At 41.6% G+C, this 25,510-nt stretch carries 23 protein-coding genes and 2 pseudogenes; 20 read left to right on the plus strand and 5 right to left on the minus strand.

Going from position 1 to position 25,510, the window contains the following annotated elements:
* Window positions 1–70: 70 nt before the first annotated feature.
* The gene (gene argR, locus HRT96_RS14150; protein WP_293157908.1) at window positions 71–544 is read right to left on the minus strand and encodes a transcriptional regulator ArgR; all 474 of its coding nucleotides are present in this window, start codon (window positions 542–544) and stop codon (window positions 71–73) included.
* Between the two features lie 226 nt (window positions 545–770).
* Between argR and artP the strand changes: the two genes are divergently transcribed.
* The 8 genes from artP to rlmB all read left to right on the plus strand — a co-directional run bounded on the left by artP (window position 771) and on the right by rlmB (window position 9,436).
* Window positions 771–1,511, plus strand: a complete 741-nt coding sequence (gene artP, locus HRT96_RS14155; protein ID WP_293157910.1) for an arginine ABC transporter ATP-binding protein ArtP — start codon at window positions 771–773, stop codon at window positions 1,509–1,511.
* 31 nt (window positions 1,512–1,542) lie between these two features.
* Window positions 1,543–2,286 (plus strand): transporter substrate-binding domain-containing protein, encoded by a 744-nt coding sequence (locus tag HRT96_RS14160; protein WP_293157913.1) that lies wholly within the window; start codon window positions 1,543–1,545, stop codon window positions 2,284–2,286.
* Between the two features lie 135 nt (window positions 2,287–2,421).
* Window positions 2,422–3,096 carry an arginine ABC transporter permease ArtQ gene (artQ, locus tag HRT96_RS14165; RefSeq protein WP_293157916.1) on the plus strand — a complete coding sequence of 225 codons (675 nt, stop codon included), beginning with the start codon at window positions 2,422–2,424 and terminating at the stop codon, window positions 3,094–3,096.
* Window positions 3,093–3,758 carry an arginine ABC transporter permease ArtM gene (gene artM, locus HRT96_RS14170; RefSeq protein WP_293157919.1) on the plus strand — a complete coding sequence of 222 codons (666 nt, stop codon included), beginning with the start codon at window positions 3,093–3,095 and terminating at the stop codon, window positions 3,756–3,758. Before artQ ends, artM begins: the two co-directional genes overlap by 4 nt.
* A 251-nt stretch (window positions 3,759–4,009) precedes the next feature.
* Window positions 4,010–4,948: a malate dehydrogenase gene (gene mdh / locus HRT96_RS14175; protein WP_293157922.1), complete on the plus strand. Its 939-nt coding sequence runs from the start codon at window positions 4,010–4,012 to the stop codon at window positions 4,946–4,948.
* Between the two features lie 155 nt (window positions 4,949–5,103).
* Window positions 5,104–5,940 carry a sel1 repeat family protein gene (locus HRT96_RS14180; RefSeq protein ID WP_293157925.1) on the plus strand — a complete coding sequence of 279 codons (837 nt, stop codon included), beginning with the start codon at window positions 5,104–5,106 and terminating at the stop codon, window positions 5,938–5,940.
* 182 nt (window positions 5,941–6,122) lie between these two features.
* Window positions 6,123–8,648 (plus strand): ribonuclease R, encoded by a 2,526-nt coding sequence (rnr, locus tag HRT96_RS14185; protein WP_293157928.1) that lies wholly within the window; start codon window positions 6,123–6,125, stop codon window positions 8,646–8,648.
* 35 nt (window positions 8,649–8,683) lie between these two features.
* Window positions 8,684–9,436 carry a 23S rRNA (guanosine(2251)-2'-O)-methyltransferase RlmB gene (rlmB, locus tag HRT96_RS14190; protein ID WP_293157931.1) on the plus strand — a complete coding sequence of 251 codons (753 nt, stop codon included), beginning with the start codon at window positions 8,684–8,686 and terminating at the stop codon, window positions 9,434–9,436.
* A gap of 201 nt (window positions 9,437–9,637) precedes the next feature.
* On the opposite strand, the gene HRT96_RS14195 is transcribed toward rlmB, so the two are convergent.
* Entirely contained in the window at window positions 9,638–10,204 is a 567-nt protein-coding gene (locus HRT96_RS14195; protein ID WP_293157934.1) for an RDD family protein, read from the minus strand.
* A 170-nt stretch (window positions 10,205–10,374) separates the two neighbouring features.
* Here HRT96_RS14195 and HRT96_RS14200 point away from each other — a divergent pair, with 170 nt between their 5' ends.
* From HRT96_RS14200 to rplI, 4 genes are all read left to right on the plus strand, one after another.
* Window positions 10,375–10,851 carry a GNAT family N-acetyltransferase gene (locus HRT96_RS14200; RefSeq protein ID WP_293157937.1) on the plus strand — a complete coding sequence of 159 codons (477 nt, stop codon included), beginning with the start codon at window positions 10,375–10,377 and terminating at the stop codon, window positions 10,849–10,851.
* Between the two features lie 453 nt (window positions 10,852–11,304).
* Window positions 11,305–11,679: a 30S ribosomal protein S6 gene (gene rpsF, locus HRT96_RS14205; protein ID WP_293157940.1), complete on the plus strand. Its 375-nt coding sequence runs from the start codon at window positions 11,305–11,307 to the stop codon at window positions 11,677–11,679.
* Between the two features lie 81 nt (window positions 11,680–11,760).
* Window positions 11,761–11,988 carry a 30S ribosomal protein S18 gene (gene rpsR / locus HRT96_RS14210; protein ID WP_006030173.1) on the plus strand — a complete coding sequence of 76 codons (228 nt, stop codon included), beginning with the start codon at window positions 11,761–11,763 and terminating at the stop codon, window positions 11,986–11,988.
* 48 nt (window positions 11,989–12,036) lie between these two features.
* Complete coding sequence (gene rplI / locus HRT96_RS14215) at window positions 12,037–12,489, plus strand: 50S ribosomal protein L9 (RefSeq protein WP_006030172.1); 453 nt, start codon at window positions 12,037–12,039, stop codon at window positions 12,487–12,489.
* Between the two features lie 157 nt (window positions 12,490–12,646).
* Here rplI and HRT96_RS14220 read toward each other — a convergent pair whose 3' ends face one another.
* The 3 genes from HRT96_RS14220 to HRT96_RS14230 are packed head-to-tail and all read right to left on the minus strand — an operon-like array spanning window position 12,647 to window position 17,657.
* Window positions 12,647–14,263 (minus strand): FGGY-family carbohydrate kinase, encoded by a 1,617-nt coding sequence (locus tag HRT96_RS14220; RefSeq protein ID WP_293157943.1) that lies wholly within the window; start codon window positions 14,261–14,263, stop codon window positions 12,647–12,649.
* A 20-nt stretch (window positions 14,264–14,283) separates the two neighbouring features.
* A complete protein-coding gene (locus tag HRT96_RS14225; RefSeq protein WP_293157946.1) occupies window positions 14,284–15,960 on the minus strand; it encodes a glycerol-3-phosphate dehydrogenase/oxidase in 1,677 nt (558 codons plus the stop codon).
* 8 nt (window positions 15,961–15,968) lie between these two features.
* The gene (locus HRT96_RS14230) at window positions 15,969–17,657 is read right to left on the minus strand and encodes an FAD-binding oxidoreductase (protein WP_293157949.1); all 1,689 of its coding nucleotides are present in this window, start codon (window positions 17,655–17,657) and stop codon (window positions 15,969–15,971) included.
* A gap of 197 nt (window positions 17,658–17,854) precedes the next feature.
* Here HRT96_RS14230 and HRT96_RS14235 point away from each other — a divergent pair, with 197 nt between their 5' ends.
* The 8 genes and pseudogenes from HRT96_RS14235 to HRT96_RS14270 form a co-directional block, all read left to right on the plus strand.
* Window positions 17,855–18,874 (plus strand): AraC family transcriptional regulator, encoded by a 1,020-nt coding sequence (locus tag HRT96_RS14235; RefSeq protein WP_293157952.1) that lies wholly within the window; start codon window positions 17,855–17,857, stop codon window positions 18,872–18,874.
* Window positions 18,875–18,989: 115 nt separating this feature from the next.
* Entirely contained in the window at window positions 18,990–19,304 is a 315-nt protein-coding gene (locus HRT96_RS14240) for a cytochrome c (protein WP_293129249.1), read from the plus strand.
* Window positions 19,305–19,487: 183 nt separating this feature from the next.
* The gene (gene dnaB / locus HRT96_RS14245) at window positions 19,488–20,915 is read left to right on the plus strand and encodes a replicative DNA helicase (protein ID WP_293157955.1); all 1,428 of its coding nucleotides are present in this window, start codon (window positions 19,488–19,490) and stop codon (window positions 20,913–20,915) included.
* A 9-nt stretch (window positions 20,916–20,924) separates the two neighbouring features.
* Window positions 20,925–21,998 carry an alanine racemase gene (gene alr, locus HRT96_RS14250; protein ID WP_293157958.1) on the plus strand — a complete coding sequence of 358 codons (1,074 nt, stop codon included), beginning with the start codon at window positions 20,925–20,927 and terminating at the stop codon, window positions 21,996–21,998.
* Between the two features lie 351 nt (window positions 21,999–22,349).
* On the plus strand, window positions 22,350–22,997 hold the full coding sequence (locus HRT96_RS14255) for a TetR/AcrR family transcriptional regulator (RefSeq protein ID WP_293157961.1): 648 nt from the start codon (window positions 22,350–22,352) through the stop codon (window positions 22,995–22,997).
* A 180-nt stretch (window positions 22,998–23,177) separates the two neighbouring features.
* Window positions 23,178–23,285 (plus strand): annotated as a pseudogene (locus HRT96_RS14260) (radical SAM protein); the annotation flags it as partial.
* Between the two features lie 124 nt (window positions 23,286–23,409).
* Complete coding sequence (gene gmtY / locus HRT96_RS14265; protein ID WP_293157964.1) at window positions 23,410–24,762, plus strand: gamma-mobile-trio recombinase GmtY; 1,353 nt, start codon at window positions 23,410–23,412, stop codon at window positions 24,760–24,762.
* A 137-nt stretch (window positions 24,763–24,899) separates the two neighbouring features.
* Window positions 24,900–25,510: pseudogene (locus tag HRT96_RS14270) on the plus strand (hypothetical protein); the annotation flags it as partial.

A 25,510-nucleotide genomic window follows, 5' to 3' on the forward strand; every position in this document is an offset into this window, starting at 1 on the left:
CGCATCAATGTTGATGTTTGGCGTGATACAATTCAGCGCCAAACATGGTCAGTAATACGCTAGTTTATCGCTAGAGATACTCAAACAACTCTTTTACTGCATTATCTACGTCGGCAATAATGGTGGTGCTGGTTGGGGTAATGAAAATAGTATCATCGCCCGCAATAGTGCCTAAAATACCTTCTGTACGGCCTAATGAATCTAATAAGCGTGCGATCAATTGCGCTGAGCCTGGGCTGGTTTGGATCACAATCAGGCATTCATTATGGCTAATATCTAATACTAGGCTTTTTAATTGGCTGCTAATGGTTGGTACACCTAACTCGGCTGGTAGGCAATATACCATTTCATCTTTAGCATTGCGGGTGCGTACTGCACCAAATTTACTGAGCATCCGGGAGACTTTTGATTGATTGACACTATCAAAGCCTTGTTCCTTTAGTGCATCAACAATCTCGCCTTGCGAGCCAAGATGCTCTTCTTTCAATAATCCTTTAAATGCTTTTACTAACAGATCTTGTTTTTCACTCATTTTTTTTACCATGTCAGTTGATTCATCTATAATTTAAACTATTAATGTTAAATGAACTTGGTTCGCGATGAACTGAATAATTATGCATATGATACCAGCAGGGTATATTTGTATCTAGCTTATTTGGTTAATTTGGTAATTTTGCATAAAAACCGAATTAAAGTGAATATTTATGTTGATTTTGCAGTTTATTCGGTTATTATACTCGCATCTAGTGCAATTATATTCAGTTATCATTATGAGCATCGAACTAAAAAACATCTGTAAATCTTGGGGTCAACTTGATGTATTACAAAACATCGACCTTAAATGTGCGAAAGGCGAGACCTTAGTACTGCTTGGTCCAAGTGGTGCCGGTAAGAGCTCTTTGTTGCGCATACTTAATTTACTTGATACGCCCGATAATGGCTCTATCAGTATTGCTGGTGAAACATTTGATTTTTCTGGCCAACTTAATGATAAACAATTAGCTAAGCGCAGCCAGATGTTAAGACGGAAAGTAGGTATGGTATTTCAACAATACAACCTATGGCCGCACATGTCGGTGATGGATAACTTAATTGAAGCACCCGTTAAGATTTTAAAGCAAACCAAACAACACGCTCGTGAAGAGGCCATGAAGATCCTCGAGAAATTACAACTAACTGATAAAGTTGATGTATTTCCATTAGCGTTATCAGGTGGTCAACAGCAACGTGTCGCGATTGCACGTGCTTTAATGATGAAACCAGAAGTACTGCTATTTGATGAACCAACTGCGGCGTTAGATCCAGAGGTAACGAACCAAGTAGCTGAGATCATTAAATCACTGGCAAGTACCGGTATTACTCAGGTGGTTGTGACGCACGAAGTGGACTTCGCGCGTAAAGTCGCCAGTCAAGTTTGTTATCTTGAAAGCGGTGAAATTGTTGAATTTGGTGGTGCTGAGCACTTCCAGCAACCACAAACGCCACAGTTTACAAATTATTTAAAACATTAGATTCTTTAAATATTAGGAATAGGTCGACCAAATGAAAAAATTACTCACAGTATTAATACTAACTTCAGCAGCGGCGCAAGTAACAGCTGCAGAGCAAATCAAATTCGTCACTGAAGCAACCTATCCACCGTTTGAAATGATGGATGAACACAACGAATTCCAAGGTTTTGACATTGATATCGCGCGCGCAGTTTGTACTGAATTAAAAGCGGAATGTAGTTTTGCTAACCAATCATTTGATAGTCTGATCCCAAGCTTAAAGTTCCGTCGTTATGATGCAGCTATTGCGGCAATGGACGTAACGCCAGCACGTAAAAAGCAAGTTGATTTCTCTGATATTTATTATGAAAACTCAGCGGTACTTGTGGCTGAAAAAGGTAAATACAATGTGGTTGCTGATTTATCAGGTAAAGCAGTAGGGGTACAAAATGGTACATCTCACCAAGCTTACATGACAGCAACATATGCCGATAAAAAAGTATTGTTACTTAATTTTCCATCGTACCAAAAAGCGTTTTTAGATCTTAAAAATGGTCGTATTAATGGTGTATTCGCAGATTCTGCTGTGGCGCACGATTGGTTGAGCAAACACAGTGGTGGTAACTATGAAACAGTGGGTAAAGCGGTGACAGACGAGAAATACTTTGGTGCTGGTTTTGCTATCGCAGTACGTAAAGGTAACGCTGAATTATTGACTAAACTGAACAAAGGTTTGCAAACAATTAAAGCGAACGGTACTTACGATAAGATTTACGCAAAATACTTTGCTAAATAAGAAGTAACAGTGTTTAATCTCGACCTGAGTTGCAGTGTAATATCAGGGTATAACCGCCAAGTTATTGTGGTAACGAGATAATTCATTTTAAAGTGCCTTTTAGGGGCACTTTTTGTTTTTACGTCCGGAGTTTTTATGGATCTTTTGCAGCTTCAATTATTATTGGATGCAACAAAAATCACCCTTGGCCTCGCGTTAACATCCTTGCTGGTTGGCTTGGTTCTCGCTATTTTATTCTGTGTTGCAGAAATGCAAAAGAACCCACTTATTGCCAAGCCGATTAGTTTTTTCGTGACCGTGTTACGTGGTTTACCGGAGATATTGATCGTATTTTTCATTTTCTTCGGTGGCACCCATATCCTGTTTTTATTAACCGATGAGTTTTATGACATCAGTCCATTCTGGAGTGGTGTAGTCGCACTGTCGCTTATCTTTGCATCTTATGCTTCACAAACGTTACGTGCGGCCATTCAATCAGTACCAAAAGGTCAGCAACAAGGCGCGCAAGCATTGGGTATGGGACCGGTGCGTTGTTTCTTGCGTATTACCTTGCCGCAAGCATGGCGTTTGGCATTACCGGGTTTAGGCAATCAATGGATGGTACTGCTAAAAGATACCGCGTTAGTTTCCCTGATTGGGGTTACGGATTTGATGAAACAAGCGGATTTATTATCAGGTAGTACCTATAAGCCCTTTACCTTTTTGGTGGCGGCTGCGGCGATTTACCTGATTATTACTTTGATTAGTCAATGGTTGTTAAAGCACCTTGATAAATACATTAACCGTTTTGATGCCGGAGTAGCAAAATGACGTTAGATCACTTTTGGTTATTATTTAACGGCTTGAGCACCACCCTTGAAATTACCTTTTTCAGCTTATTGTTTGGGTCAATGATAGCGGCGTTGTTAACGCTGGCAATGATCAATAAGATCCCGGGATTAAACTTATTAGCTCGGACAATTATTTTGGTGTTTACCGGTACCCCGTTATTGATCCAAATCTTTTTGGTATACAGTGGCCCGTCCCAGTTTGAGTGGATTAAAGATAGCTTCTTATGGGACTACCTGCGTCAGGCTAAGATATGCGCCATTATTGCCTTATCCTTTAATACTGCAGCTTATTCATCGCTGCTCTTTAAAGGGGCGATTGAATCGGTGCCGCGTGGCGAATGGGATGCCTGTAATGCGCTGGGTATGAATCGCTGGCAAACCCTGGCTGTTATTGTACCTCATGCGATACGCCGGGTATTACCGTCTTATTCTAATGAAGTGATCTTGGTACTTAAAGGTACCTCATTAGCAAGTTCGATCACGATCATGGATGTGATGGGTTATGCCAATCAAATCAATGGTCAAACCTATGATGCGTTAATGGCATTTTCTGCCGCTGGTATAATCTACCTCGGCATGAATGGTATCTTGATATTGATATTTAAACAGTTAGAGAAAAAAGCCCTCGCATTCCAATCTTAATTGACCTTGTTATTGGCTCATCTATTTCGTTATCGCCGAAATAGGTGAGAAAATTTAACCATTTCATCTGAAAGTAAATAGTTAATAGATAGAAAGCGAAGACTTAAATATTCATGTGTAATTCAGTTATTTATTGTGCATATCCGCGTTGTTAATTGTTTTTTCGTCAATGTTGCAGTAAGGTAACGGTGATTAAAGGAATTTGTGAATAATGTATTCTACATAAAACAATTAAGATAATGGAGACGTCTATGAAAGTTGCTGTATTAGGTGCTGCTGGTGGTATCGGTCAAGCTTTAGCCCTACTTTTGAAAACTCAACTACCTGCTGGTTCTGATTTATCACTTTATGATATCGCACCAGTAACTCCAGGTGTTGCTGTTGATTTAAGCCACATCCCTACAGACGTTACTATTGCTGGTTTTTCTGGTACAGATCCTACAGAAGCACTTGTTGGTGCTGACGTGGTACTTATCTCTGCGGGTGTTGCTCGTAAACCAGGTATGGACCGTTCAGATCTATTCAATATCAATGCTGGTATTATCAAAAATTTAGCCGCTAAATGTGCTGAAGTATGTCCAAATGCATGTATCGGTATTATTACTAACCCAGTAAACACTACTGTGCCAATCGCTGCTGAAGTACTTAAGCAAGCGGGTGTTTATGACAAACGTAAACTATTCGGTATTACGACGCTGGATGTTATCCGTTCTGAAACTTTTGTAAGTGCGCTTAAAGGTATTTCACTTGCTGACGTTGAAGTACCAGTAATCGGTGGTCACTCAGGCGTAACAATTCTGCCGCTACTTTCTCAAGTAAAAGGCGTTGAATTTACTGCGGAAGAAGTTGTTGCATTAACAGCTCGTATTCAAAATGCAGGTACTGAAGTTGTTGAAGCTAAAGCGGGTGGCGGTTCTGCGACACTTTCTATGGGTCAAGCAGCTGCACGTTTCGGTCTTTCTCTTGTTCGCGCACTACAAGGTGAAAAAGGGATCGTTGAATGTACTTATGTTGACGGTGGCTCTGAGCACGCAACATTCTTCGCACAACCTGTACTACTAGGTAAAAACGGCGTTGAAGAAGTACTCGCATACGGTGATCTAAGCGAATTTGAAGCAAGCGCACGTGATGCAATGTTAGAAGAACTAAAAGCGAACATCACGCTAGGTGAAGAATTCGTTGCAGGTTAATCATTACACTTAACCTGTTAGGTTAAGATGATGACAATCGAAACCCAAGTTATTTTTAACTTGGGTTTTTTTATTTAAGAAAATCATACATTGGTCGATATAACTATGACCACCGTAATTATTATCGCTGCAAATTTTATCTTAGGTTGATTGATATGTTTATAACACCGACAACGCGACTAACAACAATTTGTCATTACGTGAAAACGGCCACTTTTTATTATGTAAAAATGACAGTGTTAGTCACGTGCACGAGTGTATCTTTATTAGCGATGAATGCCGCTAATGCGGATGTAAACGATAATCAAACTGTGGCGAGTCAATCGATAGAAAGTCAATCCGTTGGCGTAAAAGAACAACGGATTACTGACAGTGGTAAGCGTGCTGTTGCGGCTGAAAAAGCCGGTAACATAGCCACTAAATATCGTGATTATCCCAGTGTTATTGAATTATATAGCGATGATGAACTGAACCAGTTAATTGCAGATAATACTCACCTTAAACGCGTGCGAGCAGATGAGTGTCAGCTGGTGGCTGATATTAAAGTCCGTGCGGAATTAGTAAAATTGCCAACCTACCAATTCCTATGGGGCGATATGTTAGCCTGGGGAGTCTGTGTTGATAAGAATGCCGAATTAGGCGTTTACTTCATGCGTGCCGCCGCAAGACAGGGTCTACCACGTGCATTAGAACAACTGGGCCGTTATTATGTACAAGGCAAATTTGTACAACAAGATATTGAACGCGCGTTACCGTTATTTGAACAATCGGCGAAATTGGGTTTTTTACCGGCAAAAGTACAGTGGGCTGAGCTATTAGTCAAAGGCTATGGCAGCCCTTATGATTATCAAACCGCATACAGTTATTTGTATAATACCGTCACCGCTGATGTTAAGATGCATAACAAATTGACCATACTACTCGCGAAATTAGAAAATTTAATGCCTAAACGCGTGGTTATAGCAGCAAAAAATGCCGCTAAGTACAATTAAGCATGATGAATTAAATATCCCTAAAGCTAACTGCATAATCATTTAGAGTTAGTTTCGATTCGATCCCATGCTCATTTGGCACTATCCTTCTGGTATACCGACTTACTTAGGGTACAAAACTGTATCCTAACGTAGTTTGGGTATATAATCTGACCGTTATTTCCTTCCAATTTGGACCTTCTATGAGTAAAGACCCTTTCCACTCGCGTGAGCAGGAAAAATATAATAATCCTATTCCTAGTCGAGAATACATTCTCGATTATCTTCGTAGCCTAGACAAGCCGATTAATCGCGAGCAAATATTTGCCGGATTAACATTAAAAGGTGAAGAGCACGAAGAAGCTTTACGTCGTCGTTTACGGGCGATGGAACGTGATGGACAGTTAATTTTTGCTCGTAACAGAACCTATGAGTTACCTGAAAACTTAGACCTGTTAGAAGGTTTGGTATTGGGTCATCGTGATGGTTTTGGCTTTTTCCGTCCTGATGATGGTGGTAAAGATTTATTTATCTCTATCCGTCAAATGTCGACGTTATTCCATGGCGATCGTATTCTTGCACAACCAGTAAAAGAAGAATTTAAAGGCCGTAAAGAAGCACGTTTCGTCCGTCTATTAGATGCTGAACCACTGCAACTTGTTGGTCGTGTTTATTTAGATAAAGGCATTGCCTTTGTACGTCCAGATGACAGCCGTATTAAACAAGAAGTGCGTATCAGCGATGAAGAACGTCTGGGTGCTCGTGCTGGCCAAATGGTTGTGGTTGAAGTATTAAAACGTCCTACTTATAACTTACCTGCACTGGGTAAAGTGGTCGAAGTACTGGGTGAAAATATGGCACCCGGTATGGAAATTCAAGTGGCGATCCGTACCCATGATATTCCCCATGTATGGCCAGAACATATTCTTGAAGACATGGAAAAACTGTCTCCAGAAGTACCTGACGAATCAAAATTAAACCGTGTTGATTTACGTGACTTACCCTTATTAACGATTGATGGCGAAGATGCCCGCGATTTCGATGATGCGGTATTCTGTGAACGTAAAAAAAGCGGTGGCTGGCGTTTATGGGTAGCTATTGCTGACGTAAGTTCATACGTACAAACGAATTCTGATTTAGATTTAGAAGCACAAGGCCGTGGTAACTCGGTGTACTTCCCAGAGCAAGTAGTGCCTATGCTGCCAGAAGTATTATCTAATGGCTTATGCTCGCTAAATCCACATGTTGACCGCTTATGTATGGTTTGTGAAATGACCATTTCTGATGCGGGTCGTTTGTCAGGTTATAAATTTTATGAAGCGGTGATGAACTCTCACGCTCGTTTAACCTATACCAAAGTTGCCAACATTCTTGATGGTGATACTGAACTGCGTGATGAATACCAAGCGGTAGTGCCACATCTTCACGAATTGCATAACATGTATAAAGTGTTGAAAACAGCACGTTCTGAACGTGGTGCCATTGAATTTGAAACGTTAGAAACACGTTTTGTATTTAATGAACACCGTAAAATCGATAAGATCGTACCGGTTGTACGTAACGATGCGCATAAGTTAATTGAAGAATGCATGATCTTAGCGAACGTGTCAGCAGCCCGCTTTGTTAGCAAGCATAAAGCCGCTTCATTATTACGTGTGCATGATACTCCAGGTGAAGAGAAACTGGTTAACTTCAGAAATTTCTTGAATGAAACTGGTTTAGAGTTAAGAGGTGGTTTGAAACCAACACCATTGGATTACGCTGATTTGATTAGCCGTATTCAAGATCGTCCGGATAAAGAACTTATTCAAACGATGTTGTTACGTTCAATGAAACAAGCGGTATACCAAGCTGAGAACAACGGTCACTTTGGTTTAGCGTTAACCGCGTATGGTCACTTCACGTCGCCAATTCGCCGTTATCCTGATTTAGTATTACACCGTGCGATCAAGTTTGAAATTGCGAACCAAGCGGCAGTTAAAGCAGGCGAGCCATTAACCCAGCGTTGGACTAGTACTGGCGGTTATTGCTACCAAGTATCTGATGTTGAGACACTCGGTGAGCATTGCTCATTAACAGAACGTCGTGCCGATGATGCAACGCGTGATGTATCCGATTTCTTGAAATGTGAATATATGCAAGATCACCTTGGTGATACATTCGAAGGTGTGATTGCTGCGGTAACTAACTTTGGTTTCTTTGTGCGTATCAAAAACTTAAACATCGATGGCTTGGTACATGTATCTAGCTTACGCGGTGATTATTATAACTTTGATGGCGGACGCCAAACCTTACGTGGCGAGAAAAGCGGTGTTGAATATCGCATCGGTGATCAAGTCGAGGTGAAAGTCTTAGCGATCAACATGAACGATAAGAAGATTGATCTTGAGATAGCGGGTGCTGTACAACACAGCCGTCGCAGTAAACGTAAACCAGCTGAATTTTCAGGTAAACGTAAGACTGAAGGCGCAAAATCGAAGCCAGCTAACAAGACTAAATTAAAGTTAAAAACCAACAGTGATGTTGTGGCGAGTGCGGCTGATAAAGCACGCGTTGCTGCCAAGTTAAAGCCACAAACAGGCGATGCTGTAGAACAGGGGACATCACCGGTTGATGCAGTTAAACCGAAAGGCAAGACTAAACCAGCGAAGAAAAAAGTAAAAGCTAAGGCTAAATCACGCCCAGGCAGAGCTGAACGTTCAAAGCAAAAAGCAAATACTAATAAATAGTAATAGTAATAATAGTAACAAGGTAGAGAGATACAATGAGCAGTGAACTAATTTTCGGTATTCATGCAGTTAAATCATTATTGGAGCATGAACCAGAGCGCTTCATTGAAGTATATGCATTAAAAGGACGTGAAGATGATCGTCTAACACCATTAATAGCAGAATTAAATGATATTGGTATTGCAGTGCAATTGGTTAACCGTAACACTCTGGATAAGAAGTGCGACGGCGGCCGTCATAACGGTGTATTAGCGCGCGTTAAAGAAGGTAAGAAATTAAACGAATCTGATCTAGATACGTTACTAAACCTTCTTGAAGAGAAAGAGGAACAGCCTTTATTATTGATTCTTGATGGTGTTACTGATCCGCACAACCTAGGTGCTTGTTTACGTAGTGCTGATGCGGCTGGTGTTCACGCAGTGATCGTACCAAAAGATAAATCAGTTCAACTGACATCTGTGGTGCGTAAAGTAGCCTGTGGCGCAGCAGAAACAGTGCCACTAATTGCAGTGACCAATCTTGCACGTACTATGCGTGAACTACAAGATCGTCGTATCTGGATCGTGGGTACTGCGGGCGAAGCAACACAAGATTTATACCAACCTAAACTAACGGGTCCATTAGCCATTGCGATGGGTGCGGAAGAAAAAGGTCTGCGTCGTTTAACGCGTGAACATTGTGACGAGCTAATTAGCATCCCAATGGCGGGTAGCGTCTCAAGCTTGAACGTATCGGTAGCAACTGGTATTTGCTTGTTTGAAGTAGTACGTCAACGTCAGGTTAAATAATCCTACGCGCTTGTTTGGTGAATAGGTCTAGTAAATAGGCTTAGTAAATCGGTTTAACCAATCGGTTTACAACAATGAGTTGATATAAAAAAAGCGTCCAATCACTGGACGCTTTTTTATTAACTCTATTTTATGAACTACAGTTTTTATCGACTATCGTTTGCGGTGTGATGCAGCTTAATATCTTAGTACTCTAGGCTATTAAGCATCCATTACGTCTGAGGCTGCGCTTTTACCGTCACTATCGATATGGGTTTCGCTACTCGTGATTTTACGGCCTCTTGGCATCTTCACCACTAATGTTTTGGCTAAGTCATCATGTAGGCAGCGACGTTTTTCACCTCTAAAAATAGCCAAGAAATTACTGATAGTAATAACAAAGCCAAAAAATGGCAGGTAAGCAACTGCCCAAAATGGCAGGTAACGCTTAAGAATGATGTCTTGCAAGCTCAGGCGTTGGCCATTTTCACCGACCACGGCAATGCCAACAATACGTTTACCTAAGGTTTGACCGTATTCTTTAAGCAGGTAACTGTTTAATGCCATAAATAGCAGGATTTCAAGCAACGAGACTTTGACTTGAGTCGCGAATGAGATCGTGAAGTTTTCATCGATACCGCTACTTAGATTCAATAAATCAAAACCAAGAATAAACGGGACTAACATAATAGTCGGAAAAACGATTTTATCTAATATTGCTGCTTGAAAGCGTTGAGCTAACGTGGCAAGTTCAACATACTGGCGAGATGACGACGGTTCAGGTTGCATATGACTTCTATAAATTAGTTAACAGGAGTTAGACCTAGATGATAATCAATCCTTAGCGTAATAATCAAGATTTACTCGCACTTATTTATTCAATCCAAGTTTTGCGCCACAGGATAAGGATTATTGTTATCATGCTCGATGATGTTTAGTTTTAGTATATGGGATGAATTATGACCTGGATGTGTTGTCAGTTTAACGAATTATCGAGTTTGCAACTTTATGATGTATTGCAATTACGCTCGGCTATTTTTGTCGTCGAACAAGACTGTGCTTATCAAGATATTGATGGTTTAGATACGCATCCTGAGACGCGTCATTTATTGCATTATAATGAAGCAGGTGAATTATCTGCTTATCTGCGTATTTTAGCGGCAGGTGTTAGTTATCCGGATGTGGCGATTGGCCGTGTGGTTACGGCAGCATCTGGGCGTGGACAAGGACTCGGCCATCAATTATTAGATCGTGGTATTAATGCTGCAAAATCAGTATGGCCAGAACAAGACTTATATCTGTCAGCACAAGCTCATCTGCAACATTATTATCAGCGCTATGGTTTTGTTACTGAGACGGCAGAATATTTGGAAGATGGAATTCCCCACGTTGGTATGCGCTGGCAAGCGAATGCTGAGTATTCGAAAAGCTCATAACAAACAAGACTAATAACATGCACGATAACATGTACGGTGATAGTGTTTTGATCATAACAAGTCCTTGTTAATGGCAGCATATTGTTGCCGTGATAATGTCTATGGTAACTGCGTATGCATTATTTAATATGGCACATATTATTCATTGTTTTTTACAGTTTGATGATAAAAAGATAAATCAGCATTTGTTATTAATACTTTTATTTATCAATAATTAAAAGATGAATTTTGATTAATGCTTTAGGCTTAATACTTTTATTGACAGGCACTACACCCAAGTTACTTCGAGTGTAAATGTAAATATTTACGATTATCTTCGTTGTCGAGTTGTATTGTGGGGAGTGACACTATATAATTCGCGGTCTCAAAATTAGTCAATTTTTTATACGTTCCTTGCCTCGATGGACCGACTAAGCCAGAGCCGAGGCTGATTAAACCCGTGAGGAGCTTACGATGCGTCATTACGAAATCGTATTTATGGTTCACCCAGATCAGAGTGAACAAGTTGCAGGCATGATTGAGCGTTACAGCGCAGTTGTTACTGAAGCAAATGGTACTATCCACCGTCTAGAAGACTGGGGTCGTCGCCAATTAGCATACCCAATCAACAAACTTCATAAAGCTCACTATGTTCTTATGAACATTGAAGCTGGCCAAGATGTTATTGATGAGCTAGAAAATAACTTCCGCTTTAACGACGCTGTTATCCGTAGCATGTTCCTACGTACTAAAGGTGTTGTTACTGAAGCTTCTCCAATGGCTAAAGCTAAAGAAGAACGCCGTGAAGCGCCTGCTGCTACTACTACAGAAGCACCAGCTGCGCAATAATAGCGTTTTAGCTATAGGTATTTGTTTGTTGGATAACACTAGTTATCCAATTTGTTGAGAAGATTTTAGGAGATTTTCATTATGGCACGTTTTTTCCGTCGTCGTAAATTCTGTCGTTTCACTTCTGAAGGTGTTACGGAGATTGATTATAAAGATATCGCTACGTTAAAAAATTACGTAACTGAAAGCGGTAAAATTGTACCAAGTCGTATTACTGGCACACGTGCTAAGTACCAACGTCAACTTGGTCGTGCGATCAAACGCGCACGTTACTTGTCTCTACTTCCATACACTGACTTACATAAGTAAGCTTTTGTTTGGTCGTCAAGACTAACTCTACATTTCTGAGGAAAGGTAATGAAAGTAATTTTATTGGACAAGATCGCTAAATTAGGTAAATTAGGCGAGACTGTTAACGTTAAAGCTGGTTATGCTCGTAACTTCCTTTTACCTAAAGGTAAAGCGGTTCTAGCAACTAAAGCAAACGTTGAATCTTTCGAAGCACGTCGTGCTGAACTAGAAGCTAAAGTAGCTGCTGTTAAAGCAACTGCTGAAGCTAAAGCTGCAACAATCAACGCTCTAGAAGCTGTTGTAATTGCAACTAAAGCTGGTGACGAAGGTAAACTATTCGGTTCTATCGGTACTCGTGACATCGCTGATGCGATCGTTGCTGCTGGTGTTGAAGTTGCTAAAAGTGAAGTTCGTCTTCCTGAAGGCGCTTTACGTACTCTTGGTGCGTTCGAAATCAGCATCCAAGTACACAGCGAAGTATTCGCTACAGTGAACTTAGAAGTTGTAGCTACAGCTTAATTTAAAGTTTAACTTTAGATTAATCTTAGTAAAAAGCCATGGTGTAAACCATGGCTTTTTTTATGCCTGTCATTTGAGAGACGCACGATGTGATAACGGCGTTCTCAACACCGTCAGGAAGAATCAAGGGTTAGTGGACTATTTTGGATAACCGGTATTATTTGGGGTAGCCAGTGATGGTACGAATAGACTGATATAACGGCTGCAGTTGTTTATACATCTTTAAATAGACTTGTTTATAAAGTGCATCATAAGTTGCCACGATTGCTGGTTGCGGTTGAAATACCTTATTTACCCGCGTCATCCCCGCAATCGCCTGATCAAAATCAGCATATATTCCCAGCCCTACCGCAGTCACAATCGCGGCACCTAAACCCGATGTTTCAAAGGTATGTGGGCGTTCTGCTGGCATGTTAAAAATATTGGCGGTTAATTGCATCGCCACATCACTTTGTGAGCCACCACCAGATACCCGAAGCGTGGTTATTTTGACCTTATTACGTTTGCTGATCCGCTCTTTACCTTCGCGTAATGCATAGGCCAATCCTTCTAAGATCGCCCGGTAAATATGGGTTCGCGTATGCACATCGCCAAAACCAATAATACCGCCTTTGGCTTCAGGACCAGGATCGCGCGCGCCGGGTGTCCAATAGGGTTGTAACATCAGCCCCATAGAACCGGCTGGAATGTCTGCGACTAAGCGATCGAATAATACTTCTGGGGCAATACCTTCGGCATCCGCGAGATGTTGTTCCCGTAAACCAAACTCTTTTTTAAACCAACTGATCAACCAAAAACCACGATAAATCATCACCTCGGAAGAATAATGGCGTGGGATCGCGGAAGGAAATGGCGGTAAATGTGGCGTGGCTTCCACGTATTTATCTGTGGTGATATTAATGGTCGCCGTGGTGCCATAACTTAAACAAGCTATGTGGGGACGGTTACCACCAGAGCCGATAATTTCGCAAGCTTTGTCTGATGCCGAGGCTATCACCGGTAATCCAGCCGGAATACCTGTATACGCGGCGGCCTCTTCGGTGACATGACCAATCAGTTCACCGGGTTCGATCAGTTTAGGTAACATCTGCGGATCTATGGCTAACATATCCCAACGCCAATCCGATTTTTTTAACCACGCCAGTTTTTTGTAATCAAATGGAATATAACCGACTTGGCTGCCAATTGAATCAACAACATTGTCGGTAAATTTATAATTTAAAAAACCCGATAATAGGAGATACTTGGATGTATCACGCCAGATGTCGGGCTGGTTTTGACGGATCCAAATGGCTTGGGATTTTTCTTGAAAACGTTGAATAATGTCTTCGACACGGGCAATTTTAAATAACCAGTTCCATGGCCATTGTATTGCTTCTTGCTGCGCATGACGTTGATCTAACCAAATGATCGCTGGGCGTAATGCGTTACCATCACTATCGAGGTTGATCACTGTGCCACGTTGGGTGGTGATCGACATACCGGCAATATCTTGTTTATCGATCTCGGGGTATTGTTTCAGATCTTGCCACAGCAAATCACACGCTTGTTGTACCGCTAACCAATAATAATCAGGATCCTGCTCTGCCCAACCAGGCTGGTCTGAAAAGTAAGGCGTGATCACTTGCTGGCCTTTGGCGATCAAGTTGCCTTGCTGATCAAAAAGTAGTGCGCGAACACTTTGCGTGCCATTATCAATACTTAACAAATAACCTGGTTGCATTGAGTCTGCAGTTGCTGCTGCCGGAACTGATGTTAAAGGTCTACTGTCCATGTAAATTCTCTCTGACTAAGTTAGTTGGCAACTACGTTAGCTGAACTAACGTCCTGTGTTGATAAAAGCTGGCGATGTTTTGGCAAGCTATAGTAACGCTGAATGATGTCTTGATAGCGACTTAACTCTTGTTGCCACTGACCTTCATTCCAGTGTAACGCGGTTTGGCAAAGCGGCTGTAATTGCCCGAATAACTGCTCGCCGCCTGCCGCTAATAATAACCCGATGCGAGTACGACGTAACAGTAGATCATCAAGGTGAACCACCATTTCGTGCTGCAAACTCCATTTAAGCTCGGCAAGTAGGGTATTGGTACTGCCAATTGGTCTCAGTTCATTGTGTTCAGCGTTATTGATCAAGTGACTGTAGTGTTTACCATACTGACTTTTTAACCGCTGTATCTGTTGCTGATGTAAGATGCTGTCGACGGGTGTATCTGGGATAGTTTGAAATAGTTTGGCCGCTTGTAAGTCGATCAAGTTCATATCAGGCAAGTAATACTGCGCGACTTTTAATACATCGAGCGCGATTAATCTGAAGGTGGTGAGTTTGCCGCCTGCAACACTGATCAAGCCTTGTTCATTCCAGATCGAATGCTCACGTTTTTCATCTGAGGGTTTGGTTTTTTTCAGGTGTTTGTTGTTACTGGCATCGTTACTCACCACAGGGCGGATCCCGGCGTAGGTCGAGATCACATCGCTTTCGCTGATATCCGCTTGTGGGAACTGTTTATTGATCCCGGCAAGTAAGTAATCGACTTCACTTTGACTGATGCAGGGCTGTTGATCTAAATCGCTATCATGATCAAGATCCGTGGTACCAATCACAGTGCTATTTTCCCAAGGGAAAGCAAAGATAGGCCGTTTGTCTTCAGGGTGGAAGTAGCTAACTGAATAGGCCAGTGGTAAGCGCCAACTGGGGACGATTAAATGGCTGCCTCGTAACGGTCTAATGGCTTTTGGGGCGTGCAGTTGCTGGCGCAATTTATCGGTCCAAGGCCCTGTGGCATTGATCACCACTTTTGCTTGGAGATCGAATTTTTGCCCAGATACCTGGTCCGCAACGTTAATGCCAGTCACTGTATCTGCCGTGAGAATAATGTGTTCAGCGCTTAGATAATTGATCGCTGTGCCACCACGTTCCTGTGCTTCTTGTAATACCCGCATAACCAACCTTGCATCATCCGTGACAGCATCAGCGAATTGGGTTGCTCCTTGCAGTTTGTTCTGCTCAATACCTGGCGCGTGAAAGTCCGCAATGCCATGATTAATATAACGGTGATTACGTTTGCCACCAATCCAATCGTAGATGGTCAGTAAACTATTAAACACAAAGGGTCCAGGGAATTGAGATTTATAATGGCCCATCAAAAATTGCAGTGGATTGACTAAACCAGGTAATTCGTTCAGTAATTTTTCGCGTTCCGTCACGGCATCCTTGGTCATATTATATTGACCGCTGCCCAAATAGCGTAATCCACCATGCACCATTTTTGAGGATTTGCTGGATGCTCCCCAAGCAAAGTCTTGTTGTTCAATTAACAAGACTTTTAATCCGGCTTGGCTGGCGGTTAACAGGATACCGGCCCCGGTAATACCGCCACCAACGACGATCATATCCCACACCGTATTATCAGCGCTTTGTTGGATCTTAGAGAGGCGCTGTGCGCGACTAAAATCGGCTAATAGATGACTCATACAACCTCCTAACTGACCTGTTCTTGTTGTTTGTTATCATCGCTTGCTCGCACATTCAGTGTGGCTACTGGCTTGGGAGTGGATGCAATCAGGCAATGTGGATTCATGATCTGCTGTGGATCAAAAGTATCACACAGGGACTGAATCGCTTTGATAGTTAACGCGCCTTTTTCGGTGATTAAATAAGGTTGATGATCTTTACCGACGCCGTGTTGGTGACTAATGGTGCCTTTGTTATTAACAATGATCTCAGAGGTTGTGTGTTTTAACTTCGCCCATTGCGCTAAGGTTTGCTGGTAATCTTCACCTGCCTTGAAGATATAGGTGGTGTAAATACTAGACCCTTGTTGGTAAAAGTGGGACAGATGGGTAAACACATGCAGTTGTGGCGTGCCGGCTGTTGTACCGGTACTTGCATCTTGCGTTAATACGGTGCGTAAATTGGTTTCTATTTTGGCTATCAGATTATCGACGTTTTGCCAGTCAGTGGCTGTTTCTAACGTATCCACGACATAGCCTTTTTGCCACAATGCTTCGCGGAAATAGGGCATGGTAAAGCGTTTTTCCGCCCATTTATTGCCCATGAATGAACCGGTATATAACCCTTGATGTGCTTTGGTTATTTTCTTCAATTGTTTTAATGCACTACGGCATTGGAATTTGGTACCAGTTAAACCAAAGGTCATCATGCACTTGCCTTCTTTGGTACCAAATATTGCCAGGGCTTTTTCGAGTAACGCGATCTGTTTTGCGTGTCCGGCTAAGGCGAGTTGAGTTTCGGTTTCAATGGCGTTACTCAGGCGTAGCATCGACAGTTGAATATCGGCTTGGACTAACGTTTTGGCCGCTTCTTTGGCTTGCTGCCAGCTTGGGAAGAAAGTGACATAGAAATTTTCTTGTACTGCTAATTTACGTACGCGTACTTTGACTTCCGCTAAGATGCCTATACGTCCTTCCGAGCCCATTAATAATGCTTTAATATCGGGCCCTGCTGCCGACGCTGGGAAGGTGGGAATATCCAAGCGACCCACTGGGGTGATGACTTCACCCCCGGCAAATAATTCTTCAATACGGCCATAGCGTAAAGATTGCTGACCACTCGAGCGGGTTACTACCCAGCCGCCAATGGTTGAAAGCTCAAAAGATTGTGGGAAATGGCCTAAGGTATAACCTTGTGCTCGTAATTGTGCTTCGACTTGTGGACCGGGAGTACCCGCACCAAACGTGGCAATTTGGCTGTCAGTATCGAGTGCGATAAGTCTGTTCATCCGCCCCATATCGACGGTTAAGATTGCCTGTTCTGATGCAAATGGATTAATGTGACCTGCGACGCTGGTGCCGCCACCATAAGGGATGACCAGAATATGGTGCTGTTGGCAAAAGCTGAGAAGTTCGACTAAATCATCACTGTTTTCTGGAAACGCGACACCATCGGGGAAATACTCAAAATCGCCACTGCGCATGGCTAACCAGTCCGGTAAACTCTGCCCTCGAGCGTGACGAATTCGTACTTCAGGATCGAGATTAAATAACGGGTGTTTGGGCAATCGGGAGGCAGGTACTTGTTTCATCACATCCTCAAGCTGCGCATCGATGAGTGGTGTTGTTGCCCCTACTTTTGAAATTAAAAATGCATCAGCAGTACTCGGTAGATCTAATTTATTGGCTTCATCGCCCCAACCATTCCAACGTTTCATAATCTCATCTTCCTCTGTAATATTACGGTATGTCATCTAGTTTAGATGTAAAGTACGGTTGATCGCATTGTCGTATTAAGCCAAGATAAGTATCAAATTAGGACTAACTCACAATACCTCAGGGTAAAGCTCGTTATACTCATAAATACGTATTGAATAAGGATGATTCAGTTATGGTAGGGCTAGGTTCAGTATCAGTGCCAGTAATAAAACAGTATTTACGCTATGTGGAAACGTTGGATATCGATGTACCAGCGTTATTGTCACGCAGCAATATCACAGAGTCAACACTTGCCCAAGAAAGTGAGCGTATCACTGGTGAGCAATTACAGGCATTTTTGGCCAACCTTATTATAACCACAGATGATCCCTTATTCGGATTGAAAAGTGGTGCCTTTGTTGAACCGAGCTCGTACAGTGTACTGGGTTACATCACGATGACGTGTGCGACGCTTGAACAAGCGTTAGCGCGTATTCAGCCCTATGAAAAATTGGTGGGTGATATGGGCGTGACCTCAATTAACTATCAATCTAAGCAGTTATGTATCAATTGGCATTGTGCTTATACCGTTGAAAATGTGCGAGAGCAAATGGTCGACAATGTATTTGCTTCTTGGCTTGCTTATGTCCGTTGGCTATCTGGGCAAGATTTAGGGCCGCTGGAAGTACATCTGCAACGCGCAGCACCAGCGCCAGAACTTATACATCACTATCAGCAGGTATTTTCTTGTCCGGTACTATTTTCACAACCAAGTAATAGCCTTATTTTACCGCGTGAATATCTTGATATTCCGTTACGGCAACCCGATCATAATTTATTGAAAACCCTTGAGTTACATGCCGCTGGACAAGTTTCTGCCCTTGGAGATACGCACAGTTTTAGTGTCCAAGTTAAAGATATTATTCGTATTTTATTATCGAAGGGCATTACCCGCAAAGATATGGTTGCTGGGCAGTTGAACATGAGTGAAAGAACGCTGCAGCGGAAATTGCAGCAAGAACAAACCAGTTATCAGAAATTATTGGATGAGGCGCGTTTATCACTGGCTCAGCAGTATTTAATTGAAACACAGCTGGCAGTGGATGATATTGCCATGCTGTTGGGATTTAGTGAAACGCGTTCTTTTTTTCGTAGCTTTAAGTTATGGACAGGGCAAACCCCGAATGTTTATAGAGAGTGCGCAGAGAGTGTAGTTCACAAAAATAAGGTTAAATGAGTGATTTATAGTACGCAACACTTTCATTTTTTGAGTATGAGTACTAAAATTTGCCACAAATAATAAAGTTAAACCCTATACTGCTTCACAGCAGGATGCAATTAGTGAGTATATGATGAAAAAAATTACAACAATGATCGTTGCGTTAACATGTTTAGTTCCTTCTCTTGCAATGGCTGGTGGTGATATCGCTGCTGGTAAAGCGAAAGCGGCTGTATGTGCTGCTTGTCATGGTGCTGCAGGTATTTCTGTTGTGCCTATGTACCCAAATCTAGCGGGCCAAAAAGAAATGTATTTAGTTAATGCATTAAAAGCCTATAAAACGGGTCAACGTACTGGCGGTATGGCGCCGATAATGGCTGGTCAAGCGATGGCATTATCTGACGCTGACATTAACAATGTAGCGGCGTACTTCTCAAGCTTAAAATAGCATTGCGTTAGTACCAACAGTCAATCTATTAATAGAGCCTCGTGATGAGGCTTTTTTATTAACCAAAACACCGTCAAACACAGCCCTCATATAAATTTTTATCACTTCACTGGTTATTTCATTTCCCCTACAGGGATATTTTTAGGATAATGGCTAATCGCACTAAATTTCGTGAGCGCTAGCATGGCCGACAAACGTCAAAACCAGTTTCAAAATCAGTTTTCAAAAGATAAAAATAGAAAAGACAGTGCTGTTGATGCGCTAAAAGTGCCGCCGCATTCGTTTGAGGCGGAGCAATCGGTGTTAGGTGGCTTATTCATTGATAATGAAGCCTGGGATCGTGTCACCGAATTTGTGGTGGCGAAAGATTTTTACAGTCGCCCACATCAGCTTATCTTCGAAGCAATGGGGAAGCTGGTGGATCAGCATATCCCGCTGGACATTATTACCGTTTCCGAATGGTTAGATAACGAAGAACTGCTCGATGATGCGGGTGGTTTTGCGTACCTGGGTGATATTACTAAAAATACCCCAAGTGCATCGAACATTACCGCTTATGCCAACATTGTGCGTGAGCGTGCGATAATACGTGAACTCATTGCGGTTGCCAGTGATATCAGCGAGTCAGGTTATGAGCCACAAGGGCGTAAAAGTACCGACCTACTTGATTTAGCTGAAAGTAAAGTATTCCAAATTGCAGAATCAAGACAGAGCGAAGGGCAAGGCCCAAAGAACTTAGAAAGTGTATTGCAAGAAACCGTTGATAAAATCGAAGAGCTTTACCAAACCCCACATGACGGTGTGACGGGGGTTGCGTCTGGTTATCATGCTCTCGATGCTATGACTACTGGCTTCCAACCATCTGATTTGATTATTGTCGCAGCCAGACCATCCATGGGGAAAACGACTTTTGCGATGAATTTATGTGAGCACGCGGCGTTGAATGAAGATAAACCCGCGGTTATTTTCTCGCTGGAAATGCCGGCAGAACAGATCATGATGCGTATGCTCGCGTCACTCGGCAAAATTAACCAAACTAAAGTACGTACCGGTCAATTAGATGATGATGATTGGGCGCGTTTATCTGCGACCATGAAGAGTATGCTTGAGCAGGGTAAAATGTACATTGATGATAGTTCTGGTTTAACCCCGACTGAAGTACGTTCGCGATCACGTCGTATTGCTCGTGATCATGGTGGCATCAGTATGATCATGATTGACTACCTGCAACTTATGCGTGTACCAGCGCTAAGTGAAAACAGAACCTTGGAAATTGCCGAAATTTCCCGTTCATTGAAGTCCCTTGCTAAGGAACTTAAATGTCCAGTGATTGCCTTATCACAGTTGAACCGCTCGTTGGAGCAACGTGCCGATAAACGCCCCGTTAACTCGGATCTTCGTGAATCAGGCTCTATTGAGCAGGATGCCGATTTAATTATGTTTATTTATCGTGATGAGGTTTATAACGATGATTCGCCAGATAAAGGCACTGCCGAAATCATTATCGGCAAACAACGTAACGGTCCAATTGGTAAAATCAGACTGACCTTTAACGGTGAATTCTCGCGCTTTGATAACTTTACCGGACCTGCTTATGATGATGATTATTAAGGAGTAGCTATGCGTTCAGCAACGGCTGAAATATGTTTGCAGTCATTGCAACATAACGTTCAACAAATAAAAAACATTGCCCCGAACAGTAAAATAATGGCTGTTGTGAAAGCTAATGCTTATGGCCATGGTCTGCTTGCAGTCGCATCTGCGCTTACTGATGTTGATGCATTTGCGGTGGCTCGTGTTGAAGAAGCATTAACCCTGCGTAGTGGTGGTATTGTAAAACCGATCTTATTATTGGAAGGTTTCTTCTCGACTGATGAATTACCGATTTTGGTGGCAAATAACATTCAAACATCGGTACATATTGAACAACAACTTGATGAACTCGAACAAGCTGACTTAGAGGCGCCTATTCATGTTTGGTTGAAGATGGATACCGGTATGCACCGTTTGGGTATCCGTCCTGACAACTGTAAACGTGCGATTGAGCGCTTGAAGAATAACCCAAATGTAGTGCAACCTGCACGGTTGATGACCCATTTTAGTTGTGCGGATGAAGCTGACCCGAGTATCACCCAACGTCAAATTAATATATTTGACGAATTAGTGGCTGGTGAAGAGGGTGAACATTCTATTGCTAACTCTGCGGGAGTGTTGGCTTGGCCAAGTGCACATCGGGATTGGATCCGTCCAGGTATCATGCTTTATGGTGTGTCACCGATGATCGGCGCAACCGCTGTGGAACATGATTTAAAGCCCGTGATGACATTAACCACAGACTTAATTGCAGTGCACGATATTAAAAAAGGTGAGACCACGGGTTATGGTGGGATCTGGAGTGCGTCGGAAGACACCCGCTTAGGCGTTGTTGCTGTGGGTTATGGTGATGGTTACCCACGCATGGCACCAGAAGGTACTCCGGTACTAATTAATGGTCGTATTGTCCCGATTGTTGGCCGCGTTTCAATGGATATGTTAACTGTGGATTTAGGTGTCGATTGCCAAGATAAAGTGGGCGATAAAGTGATTATGTGGGGTGCTGGGTTACCAGCAGAATTAGTTGCTGAGCACATCGGAACCATTGCATATGAACTGGTAACTAAGCTTACACAACGGGTTACACTTAAATATTTATAAAAATAGTGGGCTGTGATGTCTTTATTTTTATTTTTAAAACCAGCGAAAATTAAGTCATATCAAGGTATTATATTTATAGATAACACTGAGTCATGAATTTTAATTCAATAGATGGACTAAAATATGCATATTTCATCTGCAATTTGTTAATTAATTACGCTATCATAGAGTAGGGTTAAAGCTCTACTCGCTTTATTAAGTCTAAACTTGAGCCGATATATCGTCAATTATTGTTTTATTTCGTCGATATTCAATAATTAGCATAAAGTTGATAGATGTATCTCAGGGGTGAGATTAAGCATATTTCATCTCACTTTTTATCATTTAATTTGTACAGCAGTAAGAGGGCATATGACAGAGAATAATACGATGCAAAGAAATCTTCCTAGGCAGGAAAGAAGCCTTGAAAGAGTAAAACAAATTATTGATTCAGCTGCGGCCTTGTTTGATGAAATCGGCATTGCGAATGCTACCCCTTCAGATATTGCTAAAGCATCTGGTTTAACTAGAACCTCGCTATACCGTTATTTTCCAAATAAAGCATCAATTATCCGCGCATTAGCTGAACGTCATCTCCAAGCATTAGAATTACGTTTCTCAGCAGTCGCCAGTGATTTACCCCTTGAAGATCGTATCGAACTGGTTATCGAAATATATGCTGAATTCTACCAGAACGAACCGGGTTATATGGCGGTTTGGTCAGGTGTTGATTCGTTACCTGAACTTAAAAGTATAGACCAGTCAGCTCTCGATTTTCATTCTGCAGTGATTCAAAAGCAAATGGTGAGTATTGTCGCTGATGATCTAGATAGTGAACAGATCAAAATGATCTCGGTTATTTTACCGCGTACTGTCGGTTCAATCCTACGCCTGGCTGTTCAGGAACCTGAATTAGCAGATAAATATGTCCATGAAGCAAAAATACTAGCGAAAGTATACTTGACGCATTATACGGACTTAGCGGGTTATAAGCTTAAGGTTAATCAAAGCGATTCTTAACAACATAACGGCGTGAATTGTTGTCATGTTAGCCCTCCAGATATGAGTATCTTAATCGAATAAACTAGCAGTGCTGCATGATATACCCAAGTTACTTCAAGATGTTTGGGTTATAGATACTGTTAGGTACCCGCTTCAATTAGCTGTGGATGCTAACTCTCAAATAATGGAATTGTTTTTATGCCTATCTCTTATGTTGAACCCGTATTTCGTCCGCCGAGTGAATGGCGCTCATTGATTTTACAAGTCGCCAATGGTTGTTCTTGGAATAACTGCACTTTTTGCGATTAGTTGGGGTATCACAAATATAATATTTCAATGTTGTTTAGGAACATCTGAATAGAAGATCTTGTACTAACCTTTATATTACATGCATGTGTTTAGTGTGAAAATGTAATATAAGGAATAGGTAATGTTAGCCTCTATAACATGTAAGTCAGTCATCACCATTGATAATACAGGTAGTCAAATTGAGCTGCCTGTCATTATCACCGATGATGGAATTCTTGATAGCTACCTGCGCTATTTGAAAACAAACAGCAATAAAAGTCAGACCTGGATAAATGCATCAACGCATGCCATAAGATTATTGCTTGATTATATTGATGCGAATAATGGCTGCTTTGAACATGCTCGTGAGATGTTCAAAAGCTTTGCTGACTGTCTTTATACTGGCACTATTGATGAAGAGGGTCATGATCCGTCTAACCTGCGGTGGACACCTCGTCGCGTTGTTAATGCTGATCGTATTGTTTACTACATCACAGAGTATTCTGATCATCTTGCAGATATACTTGATAATAATCTACAGTTAAATCCTTTCCGTAAAGCGACCAAGTTTGAAGAAAAACTGAATTGGGCAGCTCGTTCGCATAGACTAAATAATTCTTTTCTATCTCATCTCTCATCAAGAAGTCGTGATGAAGAGTCGATGAAACAATCTAGGGTTCATAGAGGTAGGGCTAGTTATTCTGGTCAGCGTCATGATCTTGAGCAAGTATACGCATTTCCTGAGCCTAAATTTGAGCCATTAATCAATATTGGCTATTCCAGACCAAGCATATCTCCTACAGCCCCAGATGAACAGCGTTTAGAGCTTCGTAATATATTGATATCTTATCTTATGTTTTATGGTGGGTTACGTATAAGTGAATGCTTCCATATATGGCTAGATGATATTTCAGTTAATCGCATTACAGGCCAATCAAAGGTTAACGTTTATCATCCATCTACAGGAAATTCTCCTGACTTTTATGAAAAATCAAAAGATACAGATCGACAAACCACTCTAGCTATTCATTTCGGCCTTAAGCCTCGCACACATTACAGAAAAACCAGCGCTATGTATGCAGGTTGGAAAAGCCCTGCTGTAAAAAAAAGTGGATCTCGATTCGTACATTGGTTTCCACCTAGTAAAGGCATTGAGTTTGCAAACTACTGGCGTAGCTATTTGATGCTCCAACGTGTTAATCCTCCTGAAGATGATATGCATCCTTTCGCATTTACAAATGCACAAGGGGCTCCTTATTCAATATCTGCATTCAGAGAACGATATGAAGTTGCACTTCACAAGATAGGTATGACGATGGATAAAGATCTAGGTACTTCACCGCATGGCATGCGTCACGCCTACGGTCAGAGAGTGACTACAATGCCTCTAGGTGATGATATTTCAGAGACTGAGCATCGTATTATGATTCAACGAATGTTAGCTCACGTATCTCCTGATTCACAAGAGCAGTATAAGCGATTTACGGATGAGTAAATTACAGAAATGCTAGACAAAGTGGTAAATGGGTCTAACCCCCCAACACAGAGTGAATACCATAAATTGGTTGAATACATACCTATCAATATCTTACTGTTGTTTTCTGTCGTGTGGATACAAGGGGGAGGCAGCTTATGAGAGCTACTTCAAGGCTAGCTATTTCAAGGAGAGCTACTGTAACTCTTGAGTATGTACGAAATGCTATAGAAAAAATAAATGATAATGCTGGAGAGTTACTGATAACCAATGATTGCTCGTACAAAGCAAACTATCGAAGTGATAATTTATTAATTCGTCATATTAATTCATATTTTACTGATGTTGAAAAATCTGAATTCATTGCTAAATATTCTAAAGAAATTCATGTTGATAAAAAATTGGTCACTTTATGGGATGCTTTATTAAGGCGTCCGATTGAAAACGTAACGCTAGGATATGTACGAGATGGAATTGCTCATATAAACGATAATATTGAAGGGGCTTTAATTACAGGTACAAGTTCGTATGCTAAGTACTATCGGAGTGTTAAGTTTTTACCTTGTAGTATTATTTCATTTTTTTCAAAATTGAATCGCGCTAAATTTATTGCTGAGTATGCCAAAGAAATTGGGCGGGATAAAAATACTATAAATATATGGGATGCCTTATTAAGGCGTCCGATTGAAAATGTAACGCTAGGATATGTACGAGATGGAATTGCTCATATAAACGATAATATTGAAGGGGCTTTAATTACAGGTACAAG

The sequence above is a fragment of the Moritella sp. genome (genome assembly GCF_013215705.1).
Classification (GTDB): Bacteria; Pseudomonadota; Gammaproteobacteria; order Enterobacterales; family Moritellaceae; genus Moritella.

Bases quoted from the DNA above. Each gene is read 5' to 3' on its own strand.
- argR (WP_293157908.1), bottom strand. From the start codon at position 544: ATGGTAAAAAAAATGAGTGAAAAACAAGATCTGTTAGTAAAAGCATTT.
- artP (WP_293157910.1), top strand. From the start codon at position 771: ATGAGCATCGAACTAAAAAACATCTGTAAATCTTGGGGTCAACTTGAT.
- HRT96_RS14160 (WP_293157913.1), top strand. From the start codon at position 1,543: ATGAAAAAATTACTCACAGTATTAATACTAACTTCAGCAGCGGCGCAA.
- artQ (WP_293157916.1), top strand. From the start codon at position 2,422: ATGGATCTTTTGCAGCTTCAATTATTATTGGATGCAACAAAAATCACC.
- artM (WP_293157919.1), top strand. From the start codon at position 3,093: ATGACGTTAGATCACTTTTGGTTATTATTTAACGGCTTGAGCACCACC.
- mdh (WP_293157922.1), top strand. From the start codon at position 4,010: ATGAAAGTTGCTGTATTAGGTGCTGCTGGTGGTATCGGTCAAGCTTTA.
- HRT96_RS14180 (WP_293157925.1), top strand. From the start codon at position 5,104: ATGTTTATAACACCGACAACGCGACTAACAACAATTTGTCATTACGTG.
- rnr (WP_293157928.1), top strand. From the start codon at position 6,123: ATGAGTAAAGACCCTTTCCACTCGCGTGAGCAGGAAAAATATAATAAT.
- rlmB (WP_293157931.1), top strand. From the start codon at position 8,684: ATGAGCAGTGAACTAATTTTCGGTATTCATGCAGTTAAATCATTATTG.
- HRT96_RS14195 (WP_293157934.1), bottom strand. From the start codon at position 10,204: ATGCAACCTGAACCGTCGTCATCTCGCCAGTATGTTGAACTTGCCACG.
- HRT96_RS14200 (WP_293157937.1), top strand. From the start codon at position 10,375: ATGACCTGGATGTGTTGTCAGTTTAACGAATTATCGAGTTTGCAACTT.
- rpsF (WP_293157940.1), top strand. From the start codon at position 11,305: ATGCGTCATTACGAAATCGTATTTATGGTTCACCCAGATCAGAGTGAA.
- rpsR (WP_006030173.1), top strand. From the start codon at position 11,761: ATGGCACGTTTTTTCCGTCGTCGTAAATTCTGTCGTTTCACTTCTGAA.
- rplI (WP_006030172.1), top strand. From the start codon at position 12,037: ATGAAAGTAATTTTATTGGACAAGATCGCTAAATTAGGTAAATTAGGC.
- HRT96_RS14220 (WP_293157943.1), bottom strand. From the start codon at position 14,263: ATGGACAGTAGACCTTTAACATCAGTTCCGGCAGCAGCAACTGCAGAC.
- HRT96_RS14225 (WP_293157946.1), bottom strand. From the start codon at position 15,960: ATGAGTCATCTATTAGCCGATTTTAGTCGCGCACAGCGCCTCTCTAAG.
- HRT96_RS14230 (WP_293157949.1), bottom strand. From the start codon at position 17,657: ATGAAACGTTGGAATGGTTGGGGCGATGAAGCCAATAAATTAGATCTA.
- HRT96_RS14240 (WP_293129249.1), top strand. From the start codon at position 18,990: ATGAAAAAAATTACAACAATGATCGTTGCGTTAACATGTTTAGTTCCT.
- dnaB (WP_293157955.1), top strand. From the start codon at position 19,488: ATGGCCGACAAACGTCAAAACCAGTTTCAAAATCAGTTTTCAAAAGAT.
- alr (WP_293157958.1), top strand. From the start codon at position 20,925: ATGCGTTCAGCAACGGCTGAAATATGTTTGCAGTCATTGCAACATAAC.
- HRT96_RS14255 (WP_293157961.1), top strand. From the start codon at position 22,350: ATGACAGAGAATAATACGATGCAAAGAAATCTTCCTAGGCAGGAAAGA.
- gmtY (WP_293157964.1), top strand. From the start codon at position 23,410: ATGTTAGCCTCTATAACATGTAAGTCAGTCATCACCATTGATAATACA.